An 18,175-nucleotide genomic window follows, 5' to 3' on the forward strand; every position below is an offset into this window, starting at 1 on the left:
GCGCAGGCCATCCGCTCGCTGCGCCCGGCGGGTCAGGGGGGGTGAGGGGCGTGCTGGCCGTGGCTCACGGCGTGGGGGAGGGCTGGGAGGCCTGGGCAGCGGCGAGCCGGGCCACGCGGGGCATGAACGTCGCGGCAAAGGGCTTCACCTCGTAGGCATCCGCGCCGAGCTGGAAGCACTGGTGGCGCATGTGCTGATCCTCGATGGCGCTGAGGATGATGACCTTGCAGTTGCGGGTCTCGGGATCCTGCTTGAGCTGGACGAGGAGATCCCGGCCGTCATAGCGCTGGTAGATGTCGAGGATGATGACGGCGGGGTGGTGTTGGCGGGCCAGCTCGAGGACATTCTCAGCGGTGGTGTCCGTGAGGCATGTGAGCCCTGATCGGCGGCCTTCGCGGGCGAGCGCAGACACGAGCAGGGGCTCATCGTCGGAGATCAGGATGGTGGGAGCGGCCATGGAGCCAGAGAAGGAGCAAGGTCCGTTCCTTCCTGGGAGCCGAGTAACACCAAGGGGTTGCAAGCCGAGAGAGTGGGGTAACCGAGCCTCATGAGTCTGCCAGGACACCAGGCTCTCAGGTGCTGAGAAGGGGACGAAAAGGGGTTCTTGAGGCGTTGACTCAGCCGGGCGGGTCGGGTACATCCGCCGCCACCTTCGAGCCGGGCCCGAGGTCGTACACCGGCGAAGGGGCAGACATATCGGGGAGTGGCTCAGCCTGGTAGAGCACTTGGTTCGGGACCAAGGGGTCGCAGGTTCAAATCCTGTCTCCCCGACCATTCAAAGGGCGCGGAATCCTTGGAGAAATCCTCGGGTCCGCGCCCTTCGTTTTTCTGGGGCTCGCCCGGTGGTAGCGGCCGGGTAGCGGAATCCGTGCGAAGCGGTGCGAAGCCGTGGGGCGCGGGGCCAACCTCGGGCCGGTGGACGGTGAACTCCGCGTCGATGATCGGGGCATCCGGCAGGGTGTCCACTGCGGTGCGGAGGTCCTCCACCTCGAGGTGCCCGTAGGTGTCTGCCGTCAGCTTCACGTCCCGGTGCCGGAGGATGCGCTGGACGTGCTGGAGGGGGACGCCCGCGCGCAGGAGCAACGTGGCCGTGGTGTGCCGGTAATGCCGAGCGCGGCATTAACGGCACTCGGCCTCGATGCCGCGGTCAGCCATCATGCGGCGCAGGCGCTGCTGGTACCCGGCGATCTGCTCGATGGCGCGATCGCCCTGCCAGGCGTTGAGCGCCGAGATACCCTGGTAGCGGTACTCGGCCATCCAGTCGGCCTCGGCGCCGGTGCCCTGTTCGAGGCCGAGGGTGAAGTCGATGGCGAGCGTCTTGTTGGCGATGCGCTCTCGGAGTTGCAGCTCTTTCTCCAGCTCGTCGGGAAGAAGCAGGTTCACCGTGATGGGCGCGGCACCGGTGTGTGCGTGCCACCAGTAGCGCGGCGGCTCCACGCCGAGGCCACGCGCGAGCGCTTCGAGGTCGGGGAAGCTCGTGGCCTCCTCGATGGCGGGGTTCAGGCGGCGGTCGATGCGCCCCGCGCGCTGGATCATTCGCACCGGGTTCCAGTGCACGTCGAAGTTGATGAGCAGCGCCGCGTCCTGGAGGTTCACGCCTTCAGCGAGGACGTCCGTGGCGAAGAGGACGTCGATGGGCCGTTTCAGCGCCTGCGTCCATCCGTTGAACCACAGCGCGTCGAGCTGCTGCTGCTCGAGCGGCGACGCACCGGCAAGGCGCGGGCGCGAAGGGCCGAGGCGGTAGAACGGCGCGAAGGCGTGGATGACGGCGTCGCGCTCCTCGGTCTCGCCGCTCACGACGGCGATACGTTCGATGAGGTCGAGTACCTCTTCCTTCGACACGATGTGCCCCGCGCCGGTGGACAGCTCGCGCAGCACGGTCTTCCACTCGTTGCGTTCGAGCACGGGCGCCGCGCGCAGCACAGAGTAGATGTAGGCGAGCGTGTCGGTGAACTGCGAGAAGACGATGACCTTCTGGCCGTCTCTCCGCGCACGCAGCAAGCGGGCCACGAGGCGCTGCAGCTTGGCGTCAGTGCCGATGCGCCTCGCCCACGCCGCTGACTTCGGCCAGTCGACATCCTGCCCGCCGTTGATGAAGCGCTGCGGCCAGTCGCTCTGCGCGAACCGACCGAAGATGATGTCAGCGAGGCCGGGGGCGACGCGCAGCAGCGTGGCGAGGTCACGCGTGAGGTGATTGCGGAGGCACCACAGGCGATCGAGCTGTTCCTCGCGCTCCGTCGTTTTCTCGTCCTCACCGAACAGGTCGAGCTGGGGCGGAAGCGGATCGTCGGTGTCAGCGGCGGCCTTCGCGCTCATGTGCGCCTTGCTCCACCGCTCGAGCAGGTCGGTCGCGCGCACCTTTGACTTGGTACCGCCGGCGAGCAGCGCGTCGATGCGCTCACGCTCGACGGGCCTCACCTGATCGATGAGATCCGCCAGCTCGGCGGCGAGCGCCTTCTCGCGCTGTTTGTCGCCGACCTCGCGGCACAGCTCGACGAGCTGCTTGAGCCGATGCGCGTGTAGCGCGAGCAGCCGGAGCAGCGTGATGAGGAACGCAACCGGCGAAGATTCGAGGCGCTTGAGCACCAGCACGCGCTGCAGGCCAACCACGGACGAGACCTCGCCCGCGTCGCGGATGCCGTCGCGAACGTCGGCCCACATGTAGATCTTGAGCGAGAGCGGTGGCGTGTCCTTGTCGGTGGCTTCGCCCTCGGTCTCGAAGAGCGGGAGGAAGCGCGCGAGCACGTCGCGGGTGTCGTCGTAGACGTCCTCGTAGACGAGCTTCTCGGGCGTGGCCGCGTCGGGCCGGAACAGGAGCCGCGCGTTCGAGCCCTGCTCGCGCTCGATTTGCTTGCACAGCGCGCGCGAGCGCTGGACCACGATGCGGTCGAGCAGCTCGCTCGCGATGCGTGCGGGTGCTCCGGCTGGAAGCTGACCGCTCTGGATGGCTGCGCGCACGGCCGCCTGCTGCGCGGTGAGCCGCTTCTCCTGCTCCTTGAGGTAGTCGCCCACGCGCGGCACCTGCACGCCGAACTGCACGTCGTCGCGGAAGTCGGGCGCGTAGGCGAACTTTGCCGAGGCATCGCCGTGAATGAGCAACGCTGCGACATCGGCCACGCCCTTGCCCTTGGTGGCCCTAGCGACGCGCTCCTCGACGTCCTTGAACGCGCGCGTGCGGTACTTGTCGGGCGTGAGGTTGTCGTTGAAGAAGAGCGCCTTGCCGAACATCAGCGCCGCCTGCTGGCGCAGGTCTTCGAGGCTGTTGTTCACGGGGGTCGCGGTGAGCAGCAGCACCTTGCGGCGCAGGTCCTTGCGCGGCTGCAGGCGCAAGAGGTCGCGCAGGACAGTCGTGCGGCGCGCGCCGACGGAGCGGAAGTTGTGCGCCTCGTCGACGACCACGAGGTCCGACAGGAGCAGGTGCTCCATGTCGCTCATCCCCGAACGGCCACGCGTGAGGATGTCGCTCGACGGCACGATGCGCGAGAGCTTCGAGTGCGAGATGACGCGGATGGTGGCGAGCGGGACGCCGTGCGCGGCGAGCGGCGAGATGGCCTCGCGCTGCCACGTGCTGACCACCGAGTTGGGCGAGAGCACCGTGATGCGGAACGGGTCGTCGGTCGCCGAGCGTTTCGTGTCTGCGAGCTGGTCTCGCCACTGGTTCGCGTAGTGAACGGCTATGGTGGTCGCGACGTAGGTCTTCCCGAGACCGACGCCGTCACACAGCATCGCGCCGCCGTACTCCTCGAGCTGCGCGACGAGGCGTTGCGCGGCCTGACGCTGGTAGGCGGCGGCCTGGTAGGTCTCCGTCTTGGGGTGCAGCGTCCGTGTCTGACCGACCATGCGCCCGATGTGGTCGAGCAAGACGAGCCACGCCTTCTCGCGCGGGTTGCACTCTTCGAGCGACGAGACGCGGCGCACGGGGCGGGCGAAGTGGGCGTCGACGAAGGCGCGCGTTTCGCGATCCCACTGGCGATGGGGCGTCGGCGAGAGCGAGGCCTGCGTGTCCCAATGGCCCCACGCATCGCCCGGGCGAACGTGGCCGAGCGTGAGATGCGCGCAGAGGTGCAAGAGCATCTCTGCGACCAGTGAGGCGGGCTGCTCGAGGTCGACAGCAACGACGACGCGATCGGCTTCCGGCACGAGGCGCGCGATGGCGCTCGCTTCGGGCTGCACCACGAAGGTGCCCTCGGGCGCAGCGGTGAGGTCGACGATGGCCCACGCGAACGGGATGTCGAAGTGCGCGGCGAGGTGGGCGTGCAGCTTGGTCAACGCCTGGCGCGGGCTGCGCGTGAGCACGTCGTACTGCTCCCACCAGCCGGGTTCGGGCGTACGCGGCTTCGGCGACGGCGGAAGGCCGGTGACCCACAGGGCGACCACGCCCTCCGAGTTGGCGGTGCTCCACACGGCGTCTCGGAGTGTGCTCCGCACCGGCTGAGCGTCGTCGCTCGGCTTCGTTGTTTTCCAGGAGAGCGGATGCTCGCCGGTGAGTTCGGCCTCCTCGAAGCCGCCGCACCGGAGCGCGAGCCCGACGAGCGCGTGCGCAGCGTCGACGGCAAGCCCCTCGGCGGTCGTCGGGAGCGCGAGCGCGGTGATGGGCGCCACGACGTTGGCGTCGGTCTGGAGCCACAGGCGCGAGACGGCGGGGCGGCTCGTGAACGGGGCACGGATCGCGACGGCGCCCGGCTCCGAGGCCAGGAGCGCGAGCTCGACGGCAATCGCGTGCTCGCCGAGACGGAGGGCGAAGCGGAGCTTGTCGATGCCGCCGCGCGCGAGCCGATCAGCGATCTCCTCGGCGGTGAGGTCTTCGCGGGGCGCGCCGATGGTCAGCGTCGCGGTGATCTTGACGCTCGCGCCGAAGAGCAGGCTCGTGAGCGCGCGGAGGAAGCGGGTGGCGTCGGCCACTGAACCAAAACGCACACGTACGTCAAACCGCTCGGCACGCGCGATTTCACGCAGCGCGCTCGCCGACTCGAGTCGTCGGTCGTTGGTGGTCAGCGTCGGCCCCATCATCGCTTGCTCTGGTGGCCTCCTCCGTCGTCTTCCTGGGCGCCTCCGGCCCGAACCCACTCGTCGACCTCGGAGAGCTTGAACTTCCACAGCCGGCCGATGCGATGAGCCGGGAGCTTCCGCGCCTCGATCCACCGGTACACGGAGTCCTTCGCGACCCCGAGGTGCTTGGCGACATCTTCAACCGAGGCCCAAGGCTCTGTCGTCATCGCTGCGCTCCGAGCAGAGGAGGACCACTGTGCACTTGAGCACAGTACCCAGATCTGGCTCCCCCAACAAGAGTCGATGAGAGTCGAGAAGACCGAAGGTAATGCCAGTTCGTCGACAGGGCCGCTGTCGTGACCGCTAGGTTCGCGGTCCCCAGGGCAGGTCATCGAGCGGCTTTGCGCCGAAAACTACGGTGTTTCCAAGGGCTCATGTACCTTGGCGACGGGGCGCGATCTGTGGATACTGAACGCGCGGACAGTACAATGGCGAAGACACGGTCGACATCCAAGGGCTCGACCCATCGCTTCGGCGGCGACTGGACCGACGCGAAGCTGGACGTCCTCGCCAAGTACCTGAAGAGCTACACGACCGCGCTGGAGGGCAAGCCGACGCCCGCCCAGCCGTTCCGCAAGGCGTACATCGATGCGTTCGCGGGCACCGGCACGCGCACCGCGCGCGAGTCCGAGTCGAGCGGTGCGACCGAAACCTTGCTCTTCCCCGACCTCGCCGAGGCGGCCCCGCAGAAGCTGCTCGATGGATCGGCGAAGCTCGCGTTGCAGGTCGAGCCGCGCTTCGACAAGTACATCTTCATCGAGCGGAGCCCCGAGCGCTGCCAGCAGCTCGAGGGCCTGAAGACGGAGTTCCCCGCGCTCGCCAACGACATCGACGTTCGCCAAGGTGAGGCGAACGAGGTGATCCAGAAGCTCTGCGCCGACCCCTCCAAGTGGAAGTCGCGGCGCGCGGTGCTCTTCCTCGATCCCTACGGCATGCAGGTCGAGTGGAAGACGATCGAGGCGGTCGCCGCGACGAAGGCGATCGACCTGTGGCTCCTCGTGCCGCTCGGCATGGGCATGAACCGCCTCGCGCCGAAGTCCGGCAAGCTGCCAGAGTCGTGGCGCCAGCGCCTGAACGCCTTCCTCGGCACGGCGGACTGGTACGACGAGTTCTACAAGGTCGAGACGAAGCCCACGCTGTTCGGCGATCACCAGGTGCAGGTGAAGGCGTCGATGGACGTGATGGCGCGCTACTTCAACAACCGTCTGAAGCAGGTGTTCGCGGGCGTCGCCGAGGAGCCGGGCGTGCTCTGGAACTCGTCGAAGAACCCGCTGTACATGTTCTGCTTCGCGGTGGGCAACGAACGCGGGAAGGACATCGCGCTGCGGATTGCCAACCACCTACTCAAGCCCCTAAAGGAGGTGCGCTGATGGCGCTCGGCTCCGGCATCGAGTGGACCGAGTCCACCTGGAACCCCGTCACGGGGTGCAACAAGATCAGCCCCGGCTGCAAGTACTGCTACGCCGAGCGCATGGCGGAACGCCTGCAGGCGATGGGGCAGCCGAACTATCGGAACGGCTTTGAGCTCACCATGCAGCCGCAGATGCTGGAGCTTCCGCTTAAGTGGAAGAAGCCGCAGACGATCTTCGTGAACTCGATGAGCGACCTGTTCCACAAGGACGTGCCGCCCGAGTACATCCAGCGCGTGTTCGGCGTCATGCGCCGCGCGCACTGGCACCGCTTCCAGGTGCTCACGAAGCGTGCCGATCGGCTTGCCGAGCTGAGCCCCGAGATCGACTGGCCGGAGAACGTGTGGATGGGCGTGAGCGTCGAGAACGCGGACTACGTCGACCGTATCGACGACCTGCGGACGACGGGCGCTCACGTAAGGTTCCTCTCGCTCGAGCCGCTGCTCGGGCCGCTACGGAAGCTGAAGCTGAAGAACATCGATTGGGTGATCGTGGGAGGCGAGTCCGGTCACCGCGCACGTCCGATCGACCCGGCATGGGTCACCGACATCCGCGACCAGTGCGCGCGGGCAGGCGTCGCGTTCTTCTTCAAGCAGTGGGGCGGCAAGAACAAGAAGAAGGCCGGCCGCGTCCTCGATGGGCGCACGTACGACGAGATGCCGGATACGGCGCCGTCGGCGCCGGTCGCGCGAGCGCCACGCGCACAGCGCTCCTTGCCCGTGATGGGCTGAGCCCGTCACTGCTTCGCGGTCAGCTTCGCCCACGCCGCCCGCTGCTCGGCCCACGTCCCCGCGTGGGCCACCGCTCGGGGGTCCGCTCGGCCAGCGGCTCGGCGCCGTCAACGGCTTCGAGTTCGAGGACGCGTGCTTGGAGGTCGGGCGCGAGCAGGAGCAGGTCGAGCAGCTGTGTTACCCGGGCGCGTGTGAGCCCGAGTTTGCGCGTGACAGCGGCCCGGTCCGGCATCAGTCCCCCGTCTATGGCCCCCTGGAGGTGGTGTGCCAGGGCGAGCATACGAGCCACGTGTGCCAACCGGGAGGTGGGCCCAAAGCGGGACGAGAAGAATCCTTGAGGAAGACCTCGCTACGATGCCGGCCCCACATCCCCCCACGCAAGCTGAAGTCCGTCTATCGCAACAGAGGCTATGCAATAGCCGCGTCACCTCCGCGGCCGGTTCGAATACCGATGGCTCAGCTCGTCGGCCACATCCGGATCGAACCTGCCATGAAGCCGACCACTGATATCCAAGAAGGTAACGAGTTCGAAGTACGAACGCCGCGACTCGAGCCCGAGCAGTACTGCGGCCAGGTGTTCATGAAACAACGCCTTCAGCTGGAGCTCCGCGCCTCGTATTCGTTCGGAGAAAGCTGCTCCGTGCTCCAGCAATTCGGCTCCCTCCTTCATCAGCCGTTCTCGATCTGCACGATGAACAGGCGCCAAGAGCTCATCACATGCTCGAAGGTAGCGGCGATGATAGCTACGGTGCTGGCGTGCCTCATCGGGCTCATCCTTTGAATAATGAAAATCGCAGATCCGACAGCGTCCGTACCAGTTCGTGATTTCAATGAAATTGCTACGCACGAGCCTCGCCTCCGTTGATGACCGGCGCCAGCTCAATCCATCGCCGATTCCGTCCCCTCCAGCGCAGGCACTTTGAGCAGCCCCAGCCGATCCACATCGCGCAGCCCACCACGTTGACGCGGGCGCCACAGCTCGGCCGCGGGCAGACGAAAAAGACTCGCTCGCCGCCATAGCTGGTGGAGTTCGCCACGCGCTCAAGCTTCACGTCCACCGCGAAGCCGAACTTCTCGAGCCGCACCGATGGTGCCTGCCGAAAACCCGCTGGCCTCATCCACGCTCGGACCATGGGCAGCGTGACTCGGGTGACCTGGTCGCGGTAGACCGCCATGTCCTGCTACCTCCGGCCCACTGTGACGCTGTCCGCGTGCTGGACGAACATCTGCACGGGCTGGTCACGGCCCAGCTCAATGCGGTGCTCCTCCAGTAGCATCTTGAAGCGCCGGGTCTGCACGTCAGCGAGCTTCGTAAGGGCCTTCACCGCCTCAAAGTCGCGTCGCCCCAACGCCTCGCCCATGGCGGCGTCGATCAGGTCAGTTTGGCCGCGGGTGACGGCCAAGTGACGGGAGATCGTTCGCCGCCGCGTTGCGTCGCCGTCGTTTGAGGCCAGCACCTCGGCCATGCCGCGTACGTGCTCCACGAGCTGCGCGGCGTCGCCGGTGGCGAAGGCGGTCAACGCCAGTTGGTCCAGCGCCGGAAGACCCAGCCGGGGCTGCTGCGGCGGCTCCGCGCACGCGAGGGCCTCCGGCTGCGCGTCGGAAGCACATGGGGCGAGGGAGAGATGACGGGGAATCATGGATGTCGTCACGTACAAAGTTTAGGACATCCGTCGGAATCGCCCCCGTAGGGCGCCGCATCTACCCGGAAATGAGCGCCGTCATGGCATCCCGTCAGGAGTCTCTCGTGCGTGTGGCATTAGGTGCAGCACCTTCGCAGCCCCCGTAATGGAGTGGACTTGGTGCGCCCTGTCCACTCGCGAGAGTGGCCGGCCACCCATGCGGCAGCGGCAGGGTGGCCACACGCCCCCGGAGGGGGAGAGGCCCCCCGGCCACCCTGGCCACACGCCATGACGCGCTCCACTAAAGATTCGCGCATTTCTTCTTCGCTCTCCTCCTCCAGCAGGAGGGTGGTCAGGGTGGACAGGTGGACAGCCCCCTAACCCTTTGAAATCAGAAGCCCTTTCCCCTCCCCCTCCGGCCATCCTCCGGCTCTGCGAGGGTGGCCACGGTGGCCATGTTGGCGTGCAGGATGCCCCGCCTACGCGTCTGGGGGCCTGGAGGCACCCTGGTAACGGCAAACCCGCCAAGGCCGCATCACGAGAAGTCGGAGTCGTCTACGTTCTTCTTTGCCTTTAGGGCCTCCTGTTGGCGCCGCAAAGCCTCCTCCTCCTCGCGCATCGCCTTGGCGTCCTGATCACGCCGCTCCGCGGCTATGACCAGGATGGCCGGCGGAGGAGTCCAGAGGCTGAGACGCTGGCCCTTCACCCGCTTGCGGTCGTCGGTGAAGCCCAAGCGCTGGAGGATGCCGGCCACGCGCTTCTGGTCGGCCTGCGTCCAGTCCTTGGGCTGCTTGCCCAGATGATCCTCCAGCAGCGACTGAGTCGTGATGGGAGCCTCCGGGTCGACGGTCAGCCGACGCACCACGGCGTCCAGTACCACGTCGCCCCAGATGTCCTGCTGCTCGTGATCGACGTTGCGCGCGGCGCGCAGCGCATCCTCGTCCGGCGTGAGCCACCACTGCTCCTTCGCGTGGTAGAGCGCCACGGCCTCGGCCCACAGTTGGTCCCGCCACTGTCGCGCCTTCTCCACGTCGATGCAGGTGCACCCGGAGACAATCCAGAAGCGACGGCTGCCCGTCTCGTCGTTGAGAAAAGCCGGGATGTTGGTGGAGGCGACGATGATTGAGGTCCGCGGGAATTCCTCGATGCGCCGCCCGTACGCCGGTCGCAACATGTCCACGGCGGAGAACAGGTGCGCCTTCACCTGCGTCGCCTCGCTCTTGCGCATCGTCTCCAGTTCCGCCCATTCGTGGAACCAGATGCGCCGCATCAGCATGAGCGAGTCCTTGTTCTTCAAGTCCACGGCGGAGTCACTGAACCACTCGGGACCCGCGAGAGCCTTGAAGAAGCTGGACTTGCGCGCGCCCTGCGCTCCCACGAGCACCAGCACGGTGTCGACCTTGCAACCCGGCTCGAGGGGACGCGCCACAGCGGAAATGAAGAAGCGTTTGAGGATGGCTTGCGTCAGCAAGTCCGGATTGGCGATGCCCAGCAGCACCGGCGCCACGTCCTTGATGCGCTCCACTCCGTCCCAGACGAGCCCGTTCAGGTAATCGCGCACCGGGTGGTAGCTCCGCTCCTCGGCCACCTGCAACAGGGCGCTCGTCACCTGCGCCTCGCTGAAGGTGAGCTTTTTGGGAGGCTTCTTCCCCTTCTTCTTCGGCGGGGTGAGCCGGAGTTCGATGCGCTCGCGCAGGATGCCGACGATAGAGGTGGGCGGCACCTTCCGGTCGATGGTGGGGGTCAGCAGCATCTCATTGTACTCGAGTTCGCCATCCAGGATGTTGGCCGCGTTGTTGCGAATGATGTCGCAGCACGTGGCGTACGTCTTGGCCTTGTAGACCTTCGGGCGCCCCGTCCCGGACCGAGTTCTGGCGGACGACACAGAGCCACTGGAAACCAGCCCCGTGTTGTTGCTGGCCTGGCCGGGACCCACCGTCGGACTGGAGCCGAGCGCCACGCTGGAGCCCTGGGCGTGAGCAGCCGCTGAGCAGTCGGCAGCCCAGGTGGCGCCGTCTTCAGATTCGTCCTCTTCGTCGTCGAGGTAGCCCCCCTCGCGCAACAACTCCATCCGGTCGACACCAGCCGCAGCGGCGTCGAGGTCCAGGGCATCACCGAACCAGCAGGTGCTCCCCTCGCGCCCAACGCCGCATTCGCCGTGTGAGGCGGAGAAGCAGGACCAGCGCCGCGGATTGTTGGCGAGCTGGCCGAAGCACCCCTTGTGGCCGCACGCGGGGCACTGGCCGCCCGAACTCGGGTAGGAGCGCGGATGTTCCGTGTTGTAGCGATCCACCGCGCTCTGCAAGAAGGAGGCGGGCGCATCCCCGTGGCGCACGCCCTCTCGAGGTGCGGTCGTCCCGACCTGCGGCACCTTCGCGAAGACGCCAGCCTCACTCACTCCGGCGTCCGCGAGCAGTCGCTCAGCGGCATCGGAGCTGATCCGCTCGAACGTTTCCGGCAGGTACACCTCAAGGGAGCCATCTGCGGCAACCCGCACGAACTGATTGGCGCCGTCGGGCGCGTCCCAGTACCAAGGCAGGAAGACCATCGTGCCGACGCCCCCCTCGGCCACTCGCGGCGCCTTCGGGAACACCTCAATACCCACCGATCGCTTGGGGTCCGCCTCCCCGCCATTCGCGAGCGGCGCACGCGCAGGCGCCAAGAGGAGACCGAGCCCCCGGGCCAGCCACGCAGGTGTGCCCCGCGGGAAGAAAAGCCACAGGTGGTAACCCGCCCCGCTGCGCGACACCTCCAAGTACGCCGGGATACCGAGTTCCTCCGCCTTCTTTACTGCGTAAAGCGCCGCCCCCTGCGGGTCCGCGAGTGCGTGGGCGTGGCCCACCCCCCCGTCGAAGTCGAGGCAGCTCCAGACGACCGTGCCGTCCAGCGCCAGGGCGTAGCTGCCAATGCGCGCACGCATCTCCTTGGCGTCATGGGTGCCGTCTCCACGCTCGAAGTAGATGCGCACCGAGGGGGCGCTCGCCCCTGCAACGTGCGCCCGCAGGAGGTCTTCGAGCTTGTCCATGTCCTCCGGGTGGAGGAAACCCGGACGTGGGTTGCCTCTGGGCGGCGCGAAGGCAAACGTGTCCTTACGCGCCAAGAAGTACTCGGTCAGCAAGCGAATCTTCGCTGTCACGTCGTCCGAGGCGACAGCGTGGCTATCGCGCATGATGTGATGGGGGACGCGCTCACCATCGGCAGGTTGCTGCTGGTGAGGCGGTGAAACCGTACGCTCAAGAGAGCAGTTCGTATGTTCCAACATCGGGTGATTTCCAATGCACACCGCCTCAGAAGAGGCTGTGCGCTACAAACACGCTCCGCTGCTACTGCGCGCAGAGCCGGTTGGCAGCCGGTTGCGCGCTCGCGGTGGCTATTGCGAATCAGTGGGCTCGGGCGCCCCCACATGACCGCCAGCTACTTGTTTCTCCATCCGAGGGAATCGCCGGGAATCGCTGGTTACCGTTGGAATCGATGGCGTCCCGTAAAAGGGACGGCGGTACAACCTTGGACCACACGATGCCGCGCGAGCATCGGCGGTGAACATTGAGCCCAAGCTCTCCACGGACAATGCGGCCTACGCGGACGGGCTGATGTCAGCGCAGAGAGTGATGAGGTTGAAGTTGTACTTCGGCGAGGTCGCCCACTCCTCCAACATGCGGAGTTCCTTGTCGCCGAGGGTCCGCCCCTCCTCTTCCACCACCACGAGAATGGGCTGCACACCACGGTTCAGCTGCTCCTCGATGAACTTCATCGAACCCGTGATGACACGGTCCTGGCCGTACAGCGCCGTCATCATCGAGGCGAAGAGTCGGCCCGCGAGGATTCCTCCTCCGGGCGGTTGTGCGGCAGACGTATCAGGCTTATCGTTGTTGGGCATAAAGGTTGTCCTCTGAGGGCTCCGGTCGTCCTGCTCGCCAGCGGGACCGGGGCCTTTCGGTTATGAAGCGGGGTGGAACTCACGATCGAGCAACGCTTGGAGCGCCTCGAGAACGATGGCGTTGGACGACGGCCACCGGCCCGACGTCCGGGCGCGCTGAGAGCGCCTAACAAAAGTAAGGGCTGAGCCGGTCCGCCCGAGGGGCGATGCCCCTCAAAGCGGACTTTTGTTAGGCGCTCTGAGCCTTGAGTTCATCGAGCCGAGCGCGGATGTCGACCGGCAGCGTCAGCGTGGTTGTGATAGTACGCGGCGTGTCTCGTGTCATGCGTGACCTCCTCATGTGTATGGCGATGCAGACACATCTCTATTTGGACACAGCCAGAAACGAGTACATGGGAAAGAAATCCGCACTCCCGGCGCCTTTTTTTCCTTCCGTAAGGTCAGTCACGGTGAATTGGTGCCCCGGAAGAATTGGCGCGTGAGCTACAGATTCTTTCCTGCGGTTCCTCGCCCCTTCCCGCAGCGCTTGGGCCGCCGACGCTGAGCCCCCGCAGCCGTGATGCGCTTGGACCACATGCTCGCGTGCGCGCTCTTACTGGATGAGCGCTCAAGGAGAGTTCCAGGCCCCTCGAAGCGGACGGCGACCATGAGCGCTCGCATCTCGTCAGGCGTGACCGACGGGAGCCGGAGGACTGCTGATGCACTTGTTACCGCGATCGCCGGGAGGCGCCGAATCGTCGGCGGCGCCCCACGTGTTCCCGCATTTGCCAGCCGACGGCCCAGCTCGGTGGCAGCAACATCGAGTGCGTTGGCGATTTCGGATGCAGCTTCCTCCGATATCCCGAGTCGCGTCAGTCGCGCTTCCACATCCGAATAGACCTCGTCAACTGCGCGCTCGTAGCTGAACGAGTAGACGGAGGGGTGCGCCCCCTGCTGCCGTGCGCCTCTCTCGAGAGTCCACTGCTGTGTTGATGTGCTGTACGCGAACTCTTCGCCATTGAACTGCACATGAACACGCAGAACGCGGAGAGGCTTAATGGTCAGCTCATGAAGCTGACGTTCAAACCTAACCTGGACGAGGCGGAATTCGCGCGCCTCTTGAACGAGGCGAGCGAGCTTGGCCGAAACCTCGGCGACTTCGTAGAGCGCCCACATTTTTGATACACTCTTTGTTCCCCAATATCGCTCCAAGAACTTCATCGCAGCATCCACGTCGATGAACTCTTCCGAATGCCGCTTCGAGATGCCTCCTGCGCGTGGCGCTCCCAATGCAATCCTCCTCGTTTTGTATCTGCATTAATATTTGAGATGAGCATCTCCGTCTGTCACCTCGCTACCCCTCCGCACCGACGCGTCCGACCCACCCGTGAGCTGGCAGGCTCATCGCTGCTCACGCAGTGCCCCACTCACATAGGAAGCGATGTAGCGGGCTGTGCCTACATGGATCCGAAGGTTGCCGCCTGAGACGCATCTCCGGCAAAACCCACAAAACCCATGGACGTCGAGCGCTCCCCGCTAGCCCCAAAGGCCGAGGCAGAGGCGAAGACGTGCGCTCCCGCGCCCCGCCTCCCGCACTCGGCTATCTGCGGCTGTACCTGCGGTCCACGCCGGGCACTTGGCGCCGCCCAGGTCCCCACAGATCACAGCCGTCGCACCCCATGGTGGGACTCACCGTGGAATCGCACTACTGGATATTCGTGCTCTCAGACAAGCTCAGCCCCCCTCATGTGCCACGTGGGCCTGCATGAACGGGGGTGCGGGGGAGATTTCGGAAACGTTTCCGGAATCCTCCGGCTTCAGGGAGGAGCTGACGATGTCCCCGCTCGCAGCGTCCAGCCGCTCGGCGATCTCCATGAACGTCTTGCCCAACGCCCGCTGCACCTGGGCCGCCTTCTTCACGAGCGCCGTCACCGCGGGCGTTGCTCCCCCCTTCAACTCGGTGAGCGCCTTCTCCACCACCTCCGTTTCGCTGAGCATCCGCTCCGACTGCGACACCCACTTGGTGAGCACCCGGTTGGCCAACACCTCCGCCGTGCGCTTCTCCTCCGCAGCCCCACCCTCATCCGCGTTGGAGAGCGCCCCATCCACTGAGCCATCCTCCGCGACGGCGGGATCCCCTCGTACTTTGACAAGGCGCTGCGTGGCTTTGACCGTGTGACTCTCCTTCAGCACCTCCTCAAGGAGCTGCTCGCGGGCGTTCCGCTCCTCCACGGACGACAGCGCGACGAAGTGGTAGAAACTCAAGGGCATGCCCTTGGAGTTCTTTCTGTCCAGCAGCGCCTTGAACTCATCAGGAGGCCACGTCCTCACCACCCGGGCACGGTGATAGAGGCTCTTCTCGTCACGCCCCATCTCCTGCGCCAGCCGCTTCACACTTCCTGCTCCGTATTTTCCCGGAGCGTCCTGCACGTCGCGCACGATGATCCCGATGCTGTACTGGGTGGCCGCATCCTCAGCGTCGCCCTGCACCACCAGCTCGCGCACCTTCTCCAATGCCTCGCGCAATTCCGGGTTCATCTCGCCTGCGGACTTCGCCTTCTTTCTCTTCGATTCAGACATGATTGACCATCCCGCCCCGCCTTACGGTAGGGCGACGCAATGCGACGCAGGAGCGCCACGAGGGCGACACGCGTCGAGATATTCAGGCCGCCGCAGGCACCGAGGTGCTCGCGGACGGCTACATGCGCTCAGGCTATGAGCGCGGTCATTGGCATGGGCGTGTGCGGCCAGTTCGCACGGACGGCTCGCCGAACTTCTGGCGAACAAGAGGTTGCAGTCACCGCGTCACTCTCAGCTCGGTGGCTGCTCTGGCTACTGCATGGGCGTACTACGCACTTCAGTGGTCTCACTAACCCACCGCGGGGGTGATATTCAACAAGATCGGAGAGTCTTCATGCCCACAGCCATTTCCCTCCCCTCAGCGGAACCGGGCACTCCCTCGAGATCCGAGGGTCCGCAGGCCAGCAGCGTCCGAAGCCCGCCCCCGGGGTGGGTATAAGCGAGAAGGAGCGCGCTCCCTCTTCTGCTGGAGGGCACTCCCCGCGGGCTGCATCGGCCTCACGCTGGCATGCCCGGTCCCACCATCAACCACAGACGCCGAGAAGGAGTTCACTGCATGGCGAAGCCACGCAAATTGAAGGCCGAAGATCCCTCTCCACCTCCACCCGCCTCACCGAAGGACGAGATGCCACCGTCCGCTGAGGACGATTCCACGCAGTTCGTCAGCATCGCGGCGGAGCTGTCCGCTATCGGCCGGGCCGTCGACGGCGCTGTGCTGCTCACTGATGCACTCGCCGAGGACGCAGTCTTCTCCACCGAGGCCGCAGATCGTATCCCGCCAGCTGTAGTCGCGGTGCTGGGACTTGTTCATGCTCGCCTCGATCAGGTGCAGCGAGTGCTCCGCGGCTCCACCGATCCCAAGCGCATCCTGACTCCCGGCAATCTCACCGGCGCCCCCAGCCCGGAGGAAGACCCGGATATCCGCCTTCGCGTGTGGACGCATGATCAGCGGATCGCCTTTCACTCTCGCGAGGTCCACATGGCCGAGAGCGAGCAGGAAGCAGCTGCGCGTCAAAGAGGCTGAGCGGCATGAGGTGCGAAGCCCCGGGGAACCACGACCGCCCCGGGGCCTTGCACTTCGAGTCCAGGGGCCTGGCCGCTTTTCTTTGGGTGCAGATGCCCTTGACGCGGGAGCCTCTCGGCGTGAATAAGAGCCCTGGGTGGACGGCCACGCGAAACGCTGGCCTGCTCCTCCCATAGAGGGCCCGTCGAGCACGGGCTGCGGCTCTCCGGCGGCACGGCCGGATCCGCGAACTCGTAGCGCGAGGGAAGCCACCAGGCCGACCTCGGCAATGGCAGTGGGATGGACCGGGGGAGCCACACGCCTGCACATGCAGGGTGCCCCCTGAAGAACCGTCGGTCCTCGCGACGCAACGTCGCGGCATGGGCGGACCGGCACTTCGTCGTTGGACGCGCTTGTGCCAGCGCGCGTGACGTCGTGTCCGAAGAAAAGAAGTCTTCTGTCGTCGCCCAGGTCAGTCCTGTTGGCCATCCTCAGCCCTGTTCCGAGCAACCCCTCGTGGAGGCGCTCTGGGATGTGCGCGGCCTCGCGGCCTACCTCAACGTTTCCACCTCGTGGGTGTACCAGCGCGTCGCGACCCGAACGATCCCTTGCGTGCATCTCGGTGCCGCCGTGCGCTTCATCCCCGAGGATATCCGGGCGTGGCTTCGCGGTGAGCGCGGGGGCCAGGTCGTACGGATCCGGGACTACCGACCACGTCCTCTTCGTAAGAAGAACGGGAAGAAGTCTCTCCCCCACGCCGATTAGGAGAACGTCATGGCAACCGTCTACCGGAAGAACGACCGCTGGTACGTGGGCTACACCGACGGCACCGGCCACCGACGTCTCGTGCGTACTGACGCGCGGACGAAGGCCGAAGCACGCGCATACGGCGATGAGCTGGAGCGTAAGGCCACCCGGCAGCGCCTCGGTCTCGAGGAGCTTCCCACCGACACCACGATGACGCTCGCGGAGCTGTGCGAGTGGTGGCTGAAGAACCGCTGTCCGCCGGACCGCGAGTACAACGAGCGCAAGCGTCTCCAGCGGCACGTACTCGACTCGCCACTGGGCAAGCTCCCGCTACGACACGTGAAGCCCGCGGACATCGAGGACCAGTTCCGCCGGATGGCAGCAACGGGCCTGAAGCCCACCACCATCAATGGCCTGCGTGGCACGCTGCACACCGTCTACTCCCGAGCACGGAAGGCCGGCGTGTGGACGGGGCCGAACCTGGTGAAGGACGTGGAGTCCCGCAAGGTGCCGCGCAAGGTGCATGCCACGCTCCGGGCGGAGGAGGTGCCCCTCGTGCTGCCCCATGTCCCCGACGAGTGGCGCACGCTCTTCGCCACGGCCCTCTACACCGGCATGCGAAAGGGCGAGCTGTTCGGCCTGCGCAATCGCGACGTGGACCTCGCCACGGGCACGCTCACCATCGCCCGCTCCTACGACAAGGAGACCACCAAGGGCGGCCACGCGGACATCATCCCCATCGCCAAGCCGCTGGTGCCCTACCTGCGCGCCGCGATGGCGGCCTCGCCCGGTGAGTTGCTCTTCCCCGATGCCCTGGGGCGAATGCGCTCCCCCGAGGCCGATCCGCAGAAGGTACTGCGTCACGCGCTGGCTCGCGCGGGACTGGTCGAGGGCTACGAGCATGTCTGCCGACGGTGCAAGGCGCAGGGCAAGCCCCATACCGAGCGTCACCCCGACACCGCCTCCCGCACCTGCCCGGCCTGCGGGATGAAGCTGTGGCCCCGGGCCCTCCCTCGGCCGATGCGTTTCCACGACCTCCGGCATTATGCCGACCTCCGGGTAATGCCGCGTTGGCGCTCGGCAGGCACGTCCAGCCGAGCAGTTGGCGTCATCGAGGTCTTTCGGGACGCGGCATAATCGGGGTGACTTCTCCCGGCGGCACCTACGCCGACCAAGGA

Annotated in this window: 15 protein-coding genes, 1 tRNA gene and 1 pseudogene; 7 read left to right on the plus strand and 10 right to left on the minus strand. The window is 66.1% G+C overall.

Annotated features, from left to right (window positions below; translation table 11 throughout):
- Positions 1-64: 64 nt before the first annotated feature.
- A complete protein-coding gene (locus VD972_RS43265) occupies positions 65-457 on the minus strand; it encodes a response regulator (protein ID WP_324995601.1) in 393 nt (130 codons plus the stop codon).
- Positions 458-697: 240 nt separating this feature from the next.
- Here VD972_RS43265 and VD972_RS43270 point away from each other — a divergent pair.
- Positions 698-774: transfer RNA gene (locus VD972_RS43270), tRNA-Pro, on the plus strand.
- A gap of 225 nt (positions 775-999) precedes the next feature.
- Here VD972_RS43270 and VD972_RS45690 read toward each other — a convergent pair.
- The 3 genes and pseudogenes from VD972_RS45690 to VD972_RS43280 all read right to left on the minus strand — a co-directional run.
- Positions 1,000-1,092: pseudogene (locus tag VD972_RS45690) on the minus strand (hypothetical protein); the annotation flags it as partial.
- A 27-nt stretch (positions 1,093-1,119) separates the two neighbouring features.
- On the minus strand, positions 1,120-5,010 hold the full coding sequence (locus VD972_RS43275; RefSeq protein WP_324995603.1) for a DEAD/DEAH box helicase: 3,891 nt from the start codon (positions 5,008-5,010) through the stop codon (positions 1,120-1,122).
- Positions 5,007-5,216: a helix-turn-helix domain-containing protein gene (locus VD972_RS43280; RefSeq protein ID WP_324995605.1), complete on the minus strand. Its 210-nt coding sequence runs from the start codon at positions 5,214-5,216 to the stop codon at positions 5,007-5,009. Before VD972_RS43280 ends, VD972_RS43275 begins: the two co-directional genes overlap by 4 nt.
- Positions 5,217-5,477: 261 nt before the next feature.
- Here VD972_RS43280 and VD972_RS43285 point away from each other — a divergent pair, with 261 nt between their 5' ends.
- The 3 genes from VD972_RS43285 to VD972_RS43295 all read left to right on the plus strand — a co-directional run bounded on the left by VD972_RS43285 (position 5,478) and on the right by VD972_RS43295 (position 7,970).
- On the plus strand, positions 5,478-6,419 hold the full coding sequence (locus VD972_RS43285) for a three-Cys-motif partner protein TcmP (RefSeq protein WP_324995607.1): 942 nt from the start codon (positions 5,478-5,480) through the stop codon (positions 6,417-6,419).
- On the plus strand, positions 6,419-7,189 hold the full coding sequence (locus tag VD972_RS43290) for a phage Gp37/Gp68 family protein (protein WP_324995609.1): 771 nt from the start codon (positions 6,419-6,421) through the stop codon (positions 7,187-7,189). Before VD972_RS43285 ends, VD972_RS43290 begins: the two co-directional genes overlap by 1 nt.
- 451 nt (positions 7,190-7,640) lie before the next feature.
- Positions 7,641-7,970, plus strand: coding sequence for a hypothetical protein (locus VD972_RS43295; RefSeq protein ID WP_324995611.1), 330 nt, complete (start codon positions 7,641-7,643; stop codon positions 7,968-7,970).
- 58 nt (positions 7,971-8,028) lie between these two features.
- Here VD972_RS43295 and VD972_RS43300 read toward each other — a convergent pair whose 3' ends face one another.
- From VD972_RS43300 to VD972_RS43325, 6 genes are all read right to left on the minus strand, one after another.
- Entirely contained in the window at positions 8,029-8,364 is a 336-nt protein-coding gene (locus tag VD972_RS43300) for a hypothetical protein (RefSeq protein ID WP_324995613.1), read from the minus strand.
- A 6-nt stretch (positions 8,365-8,370) separates the two neighbouring features.
- Positions 8,371-8,829, minus strand: coding sequence for a hypothetical protein (locus tag VD972_RS43305; RefSeq protein WP_324995615.1), 459 nt, complete (start codon positions 8,827-8,829; stop codon positions 8,371-8,373).
- Positions 8,830-9,346: 517 nt separating this feature from the next.
- Positions 9,347-11,980 carry a VapE domain-containing protein gene (locus VD972_RS43310; RefSeq protein WP_324995617.1) on the minus strand — a complete coding sequence of 878 codons (2,634 nt, stop codon included), beginning with the start codon at positions 11,978-11,980 and terminating at the stop codon, positions 9,347-9,349.
- 405 nt (positions 11,981-12,385) lie between these two features.
- Entirely contained in the window at positions 12,386-12,688 is a 303-nt protein-coding gene (locus VD972_RS43315; protein ID WP_324995618.1) for a hypothetical protein, read from the minus strand.
- Positions 12,689-13,171: 483 nt separating this feature from the next.
- Entirely contained in the window at positions 13,172-13,888 is a 717-nt protein-coding gene (locus tag VD972_RS43320; RefSeq protein WP_324995620.1) for a hypothetical protein, read from the minus strand.
- Between the two features lie 513 nt (positions 13,889-14,401).
- The gene (locus VD972_RS43325; protein WP_324995622.1) at positions 14,402-15,247 is read right to left on the minus strand and encodes a hypothetical protein; all 846 of its coding nucleotides are present in this window, start codon (positions 15,245-15,247) and stop codon (positions 14,402-14,404) included.
- A 556-nt stretch (positions 15,248-15,803) separates the two neighbouring features.
- Between VD972_RS43325 and VD972_RS43330 the strand changes: the two genes are divergently transcribed.
- From VD972_RS43330 to VD972_RS43340, 3 genes are all read left to right on the plus strand, one after another.
- The gene (locus VD972_RS43330) at positions 15,804-16,271 is read left to right on the plus strand and encodes a hypothetical protein (protein ID WP_324995624.1); all 468 of its coding nucleotides are present in this window, start codon (positions 15,804-15,806) and stop codon (positions 16,269-16,271) included.
- 279 nt (positions 16,272-16,550) lie between these two features.
- Entirely contained in the window at positions 16,551-17,015 is a 465-nt protein-coding gene (locus VD972_RS43335; RefSeq protein ID WP_324995625.1) for a helix-turn-helix domain-containing protein, read from the plus strand.
- Positions 17,016-17,024: 9 nt separating this feature from the next.
- On the plus strand, positions 17,025-18,134 hold the full coding sequence (locus VD972_RS43340) for a site-specific integrase (RefSeq protein ID WP_324995627.1): 1,110 nt from the start codon (positions 17,025-17,027) through the stop codon (positions 18,132-18,134).
- The last annotated feature ends 41 nt before the right edge of the window (positions 18,135-18,175 follow it).

The sequence above is a fragment of the Hyalangium sp. genome (assembly GCF_035629615.1).
In the GTDB taxonomy this organism is placed as follows: Bacteria; Myxococcota; Myxococcia; order Myxococcales; family Myxococcaceae; genus Hyalangium.

What these genes read in the sequence shown, in the direction of transcription:
- VD972_RS43265 (WP_324995601.1), bottom strand. Translation starts at nt 457, where the DNA reads ATGGCCGCTCCCACCATCCTGATCTCCGACGATGAGCCCCTGCTCGTG.
- VD972_RS43275 (WP_324995603.1), bottom strand. Translation starts at nt 5,010, where the DNA reads ATGATGGGGCCGACGCTGACCACCAACGACCGACGACTCGAGTCGGCG.
- VD972_RS43280 (WP_324995605.1), bottom strand. Translation starts at nt 5,216, where the DNA reads ATGACGACAGAGCCTTGGGCCTCGGTTGAAGATGTCGCCAAGCACCTC.
- VD972_RS43285 (WP_324995607.1), top strand. Translation starts at nt 5,478, where the DNA reads ATGGCGAAGACACGGTCGACATCCAAGGGCTCGACCCATCGCTTCGGC.
- VD972_RS43290 (WP_324995609.1), top strand. Translation starts at nt 6,419, where the DNA reads ATGGCGCTCGGCTCCGGCATCGAGTGGACCGAGTCCACCTGGAACCCC.
- VD972_RS43295 (WP_324995611.1), top strand. Translation starts at nt 7,641, where the DNA reads ATGGCTCAGCTCGTCGGCCACATCCGGATCGAACCTGCCATGAAGCCG.
- VD972_RS43300 (WP_324995613.1), bottom strand. Translation starts at nt 8,364, where the DNA reads ATGGCGGTCTACCGCGACCAGGTCACCCGAGTCACGCTGCCCATGGTC.
- VD972_RS43305 (WP_324995615.1), bottom strand. Translation starts at nt 8,829, where the DNA reads ATGATTCCCCGTCATCTCTCCCTCGCCCCATGTGCTTCCGACGCGCAG.
- VD972_RS43310 (WP_324995617.1), bottom strand. Translation starts at nt 11,980, where the DNA reads ATGCGCGATAGCCACGCTGTCGCCTCGGACGACGTGACAGCGAAGATT.
- VD972_RS43315 (WP_324995618.1), bottom strand. Translation starts at nt 12,688, where the DNA reads ATGCCCAACAACGATAAGCCTGATACGTCTGCCGCACAACCGCCCGGA.
- VD972_RS43320 (WP_324995620.1), bottom strand. Translation starts at nt 13,888, where the DNA reads ATGAAGTTCTTGGAGCGATATTGGGGAACAAAGAGTGTATCAAAAATG.
- VD972_RS43325 (WP_324995622.1), bottom strand. Translation starts at nt 15,247, where the DNA reads ATGTCTGAATCGAAGAGAAAGAAGGCGAAGTCCGCAGGCGAGATGAAC.
- VD972_RS43330 (WP_324995624.1), top strand. Translation starts at nt 15,804, where the DNA reads ATGGCGAAGCCACGCAAATTGAAGGCCGAAGATCCCTCTCCACCTCCA.
- VD972_RS43335 (WP_324995625.1), top strand. Translation starts at nt 16,551, where the DNA reads ATGGACCGGGGGAGCCACACGCCTGCACATGCAGGGTGCCCCCTGAAG.
- VD972_RS43340 (WP_324995627.1), top strand. Translation starts at nt 17,025, where the DNA reads ATGGCAACCGTCTACCGGAAGAACGACCGCTGGTACGTGGGCTACACC.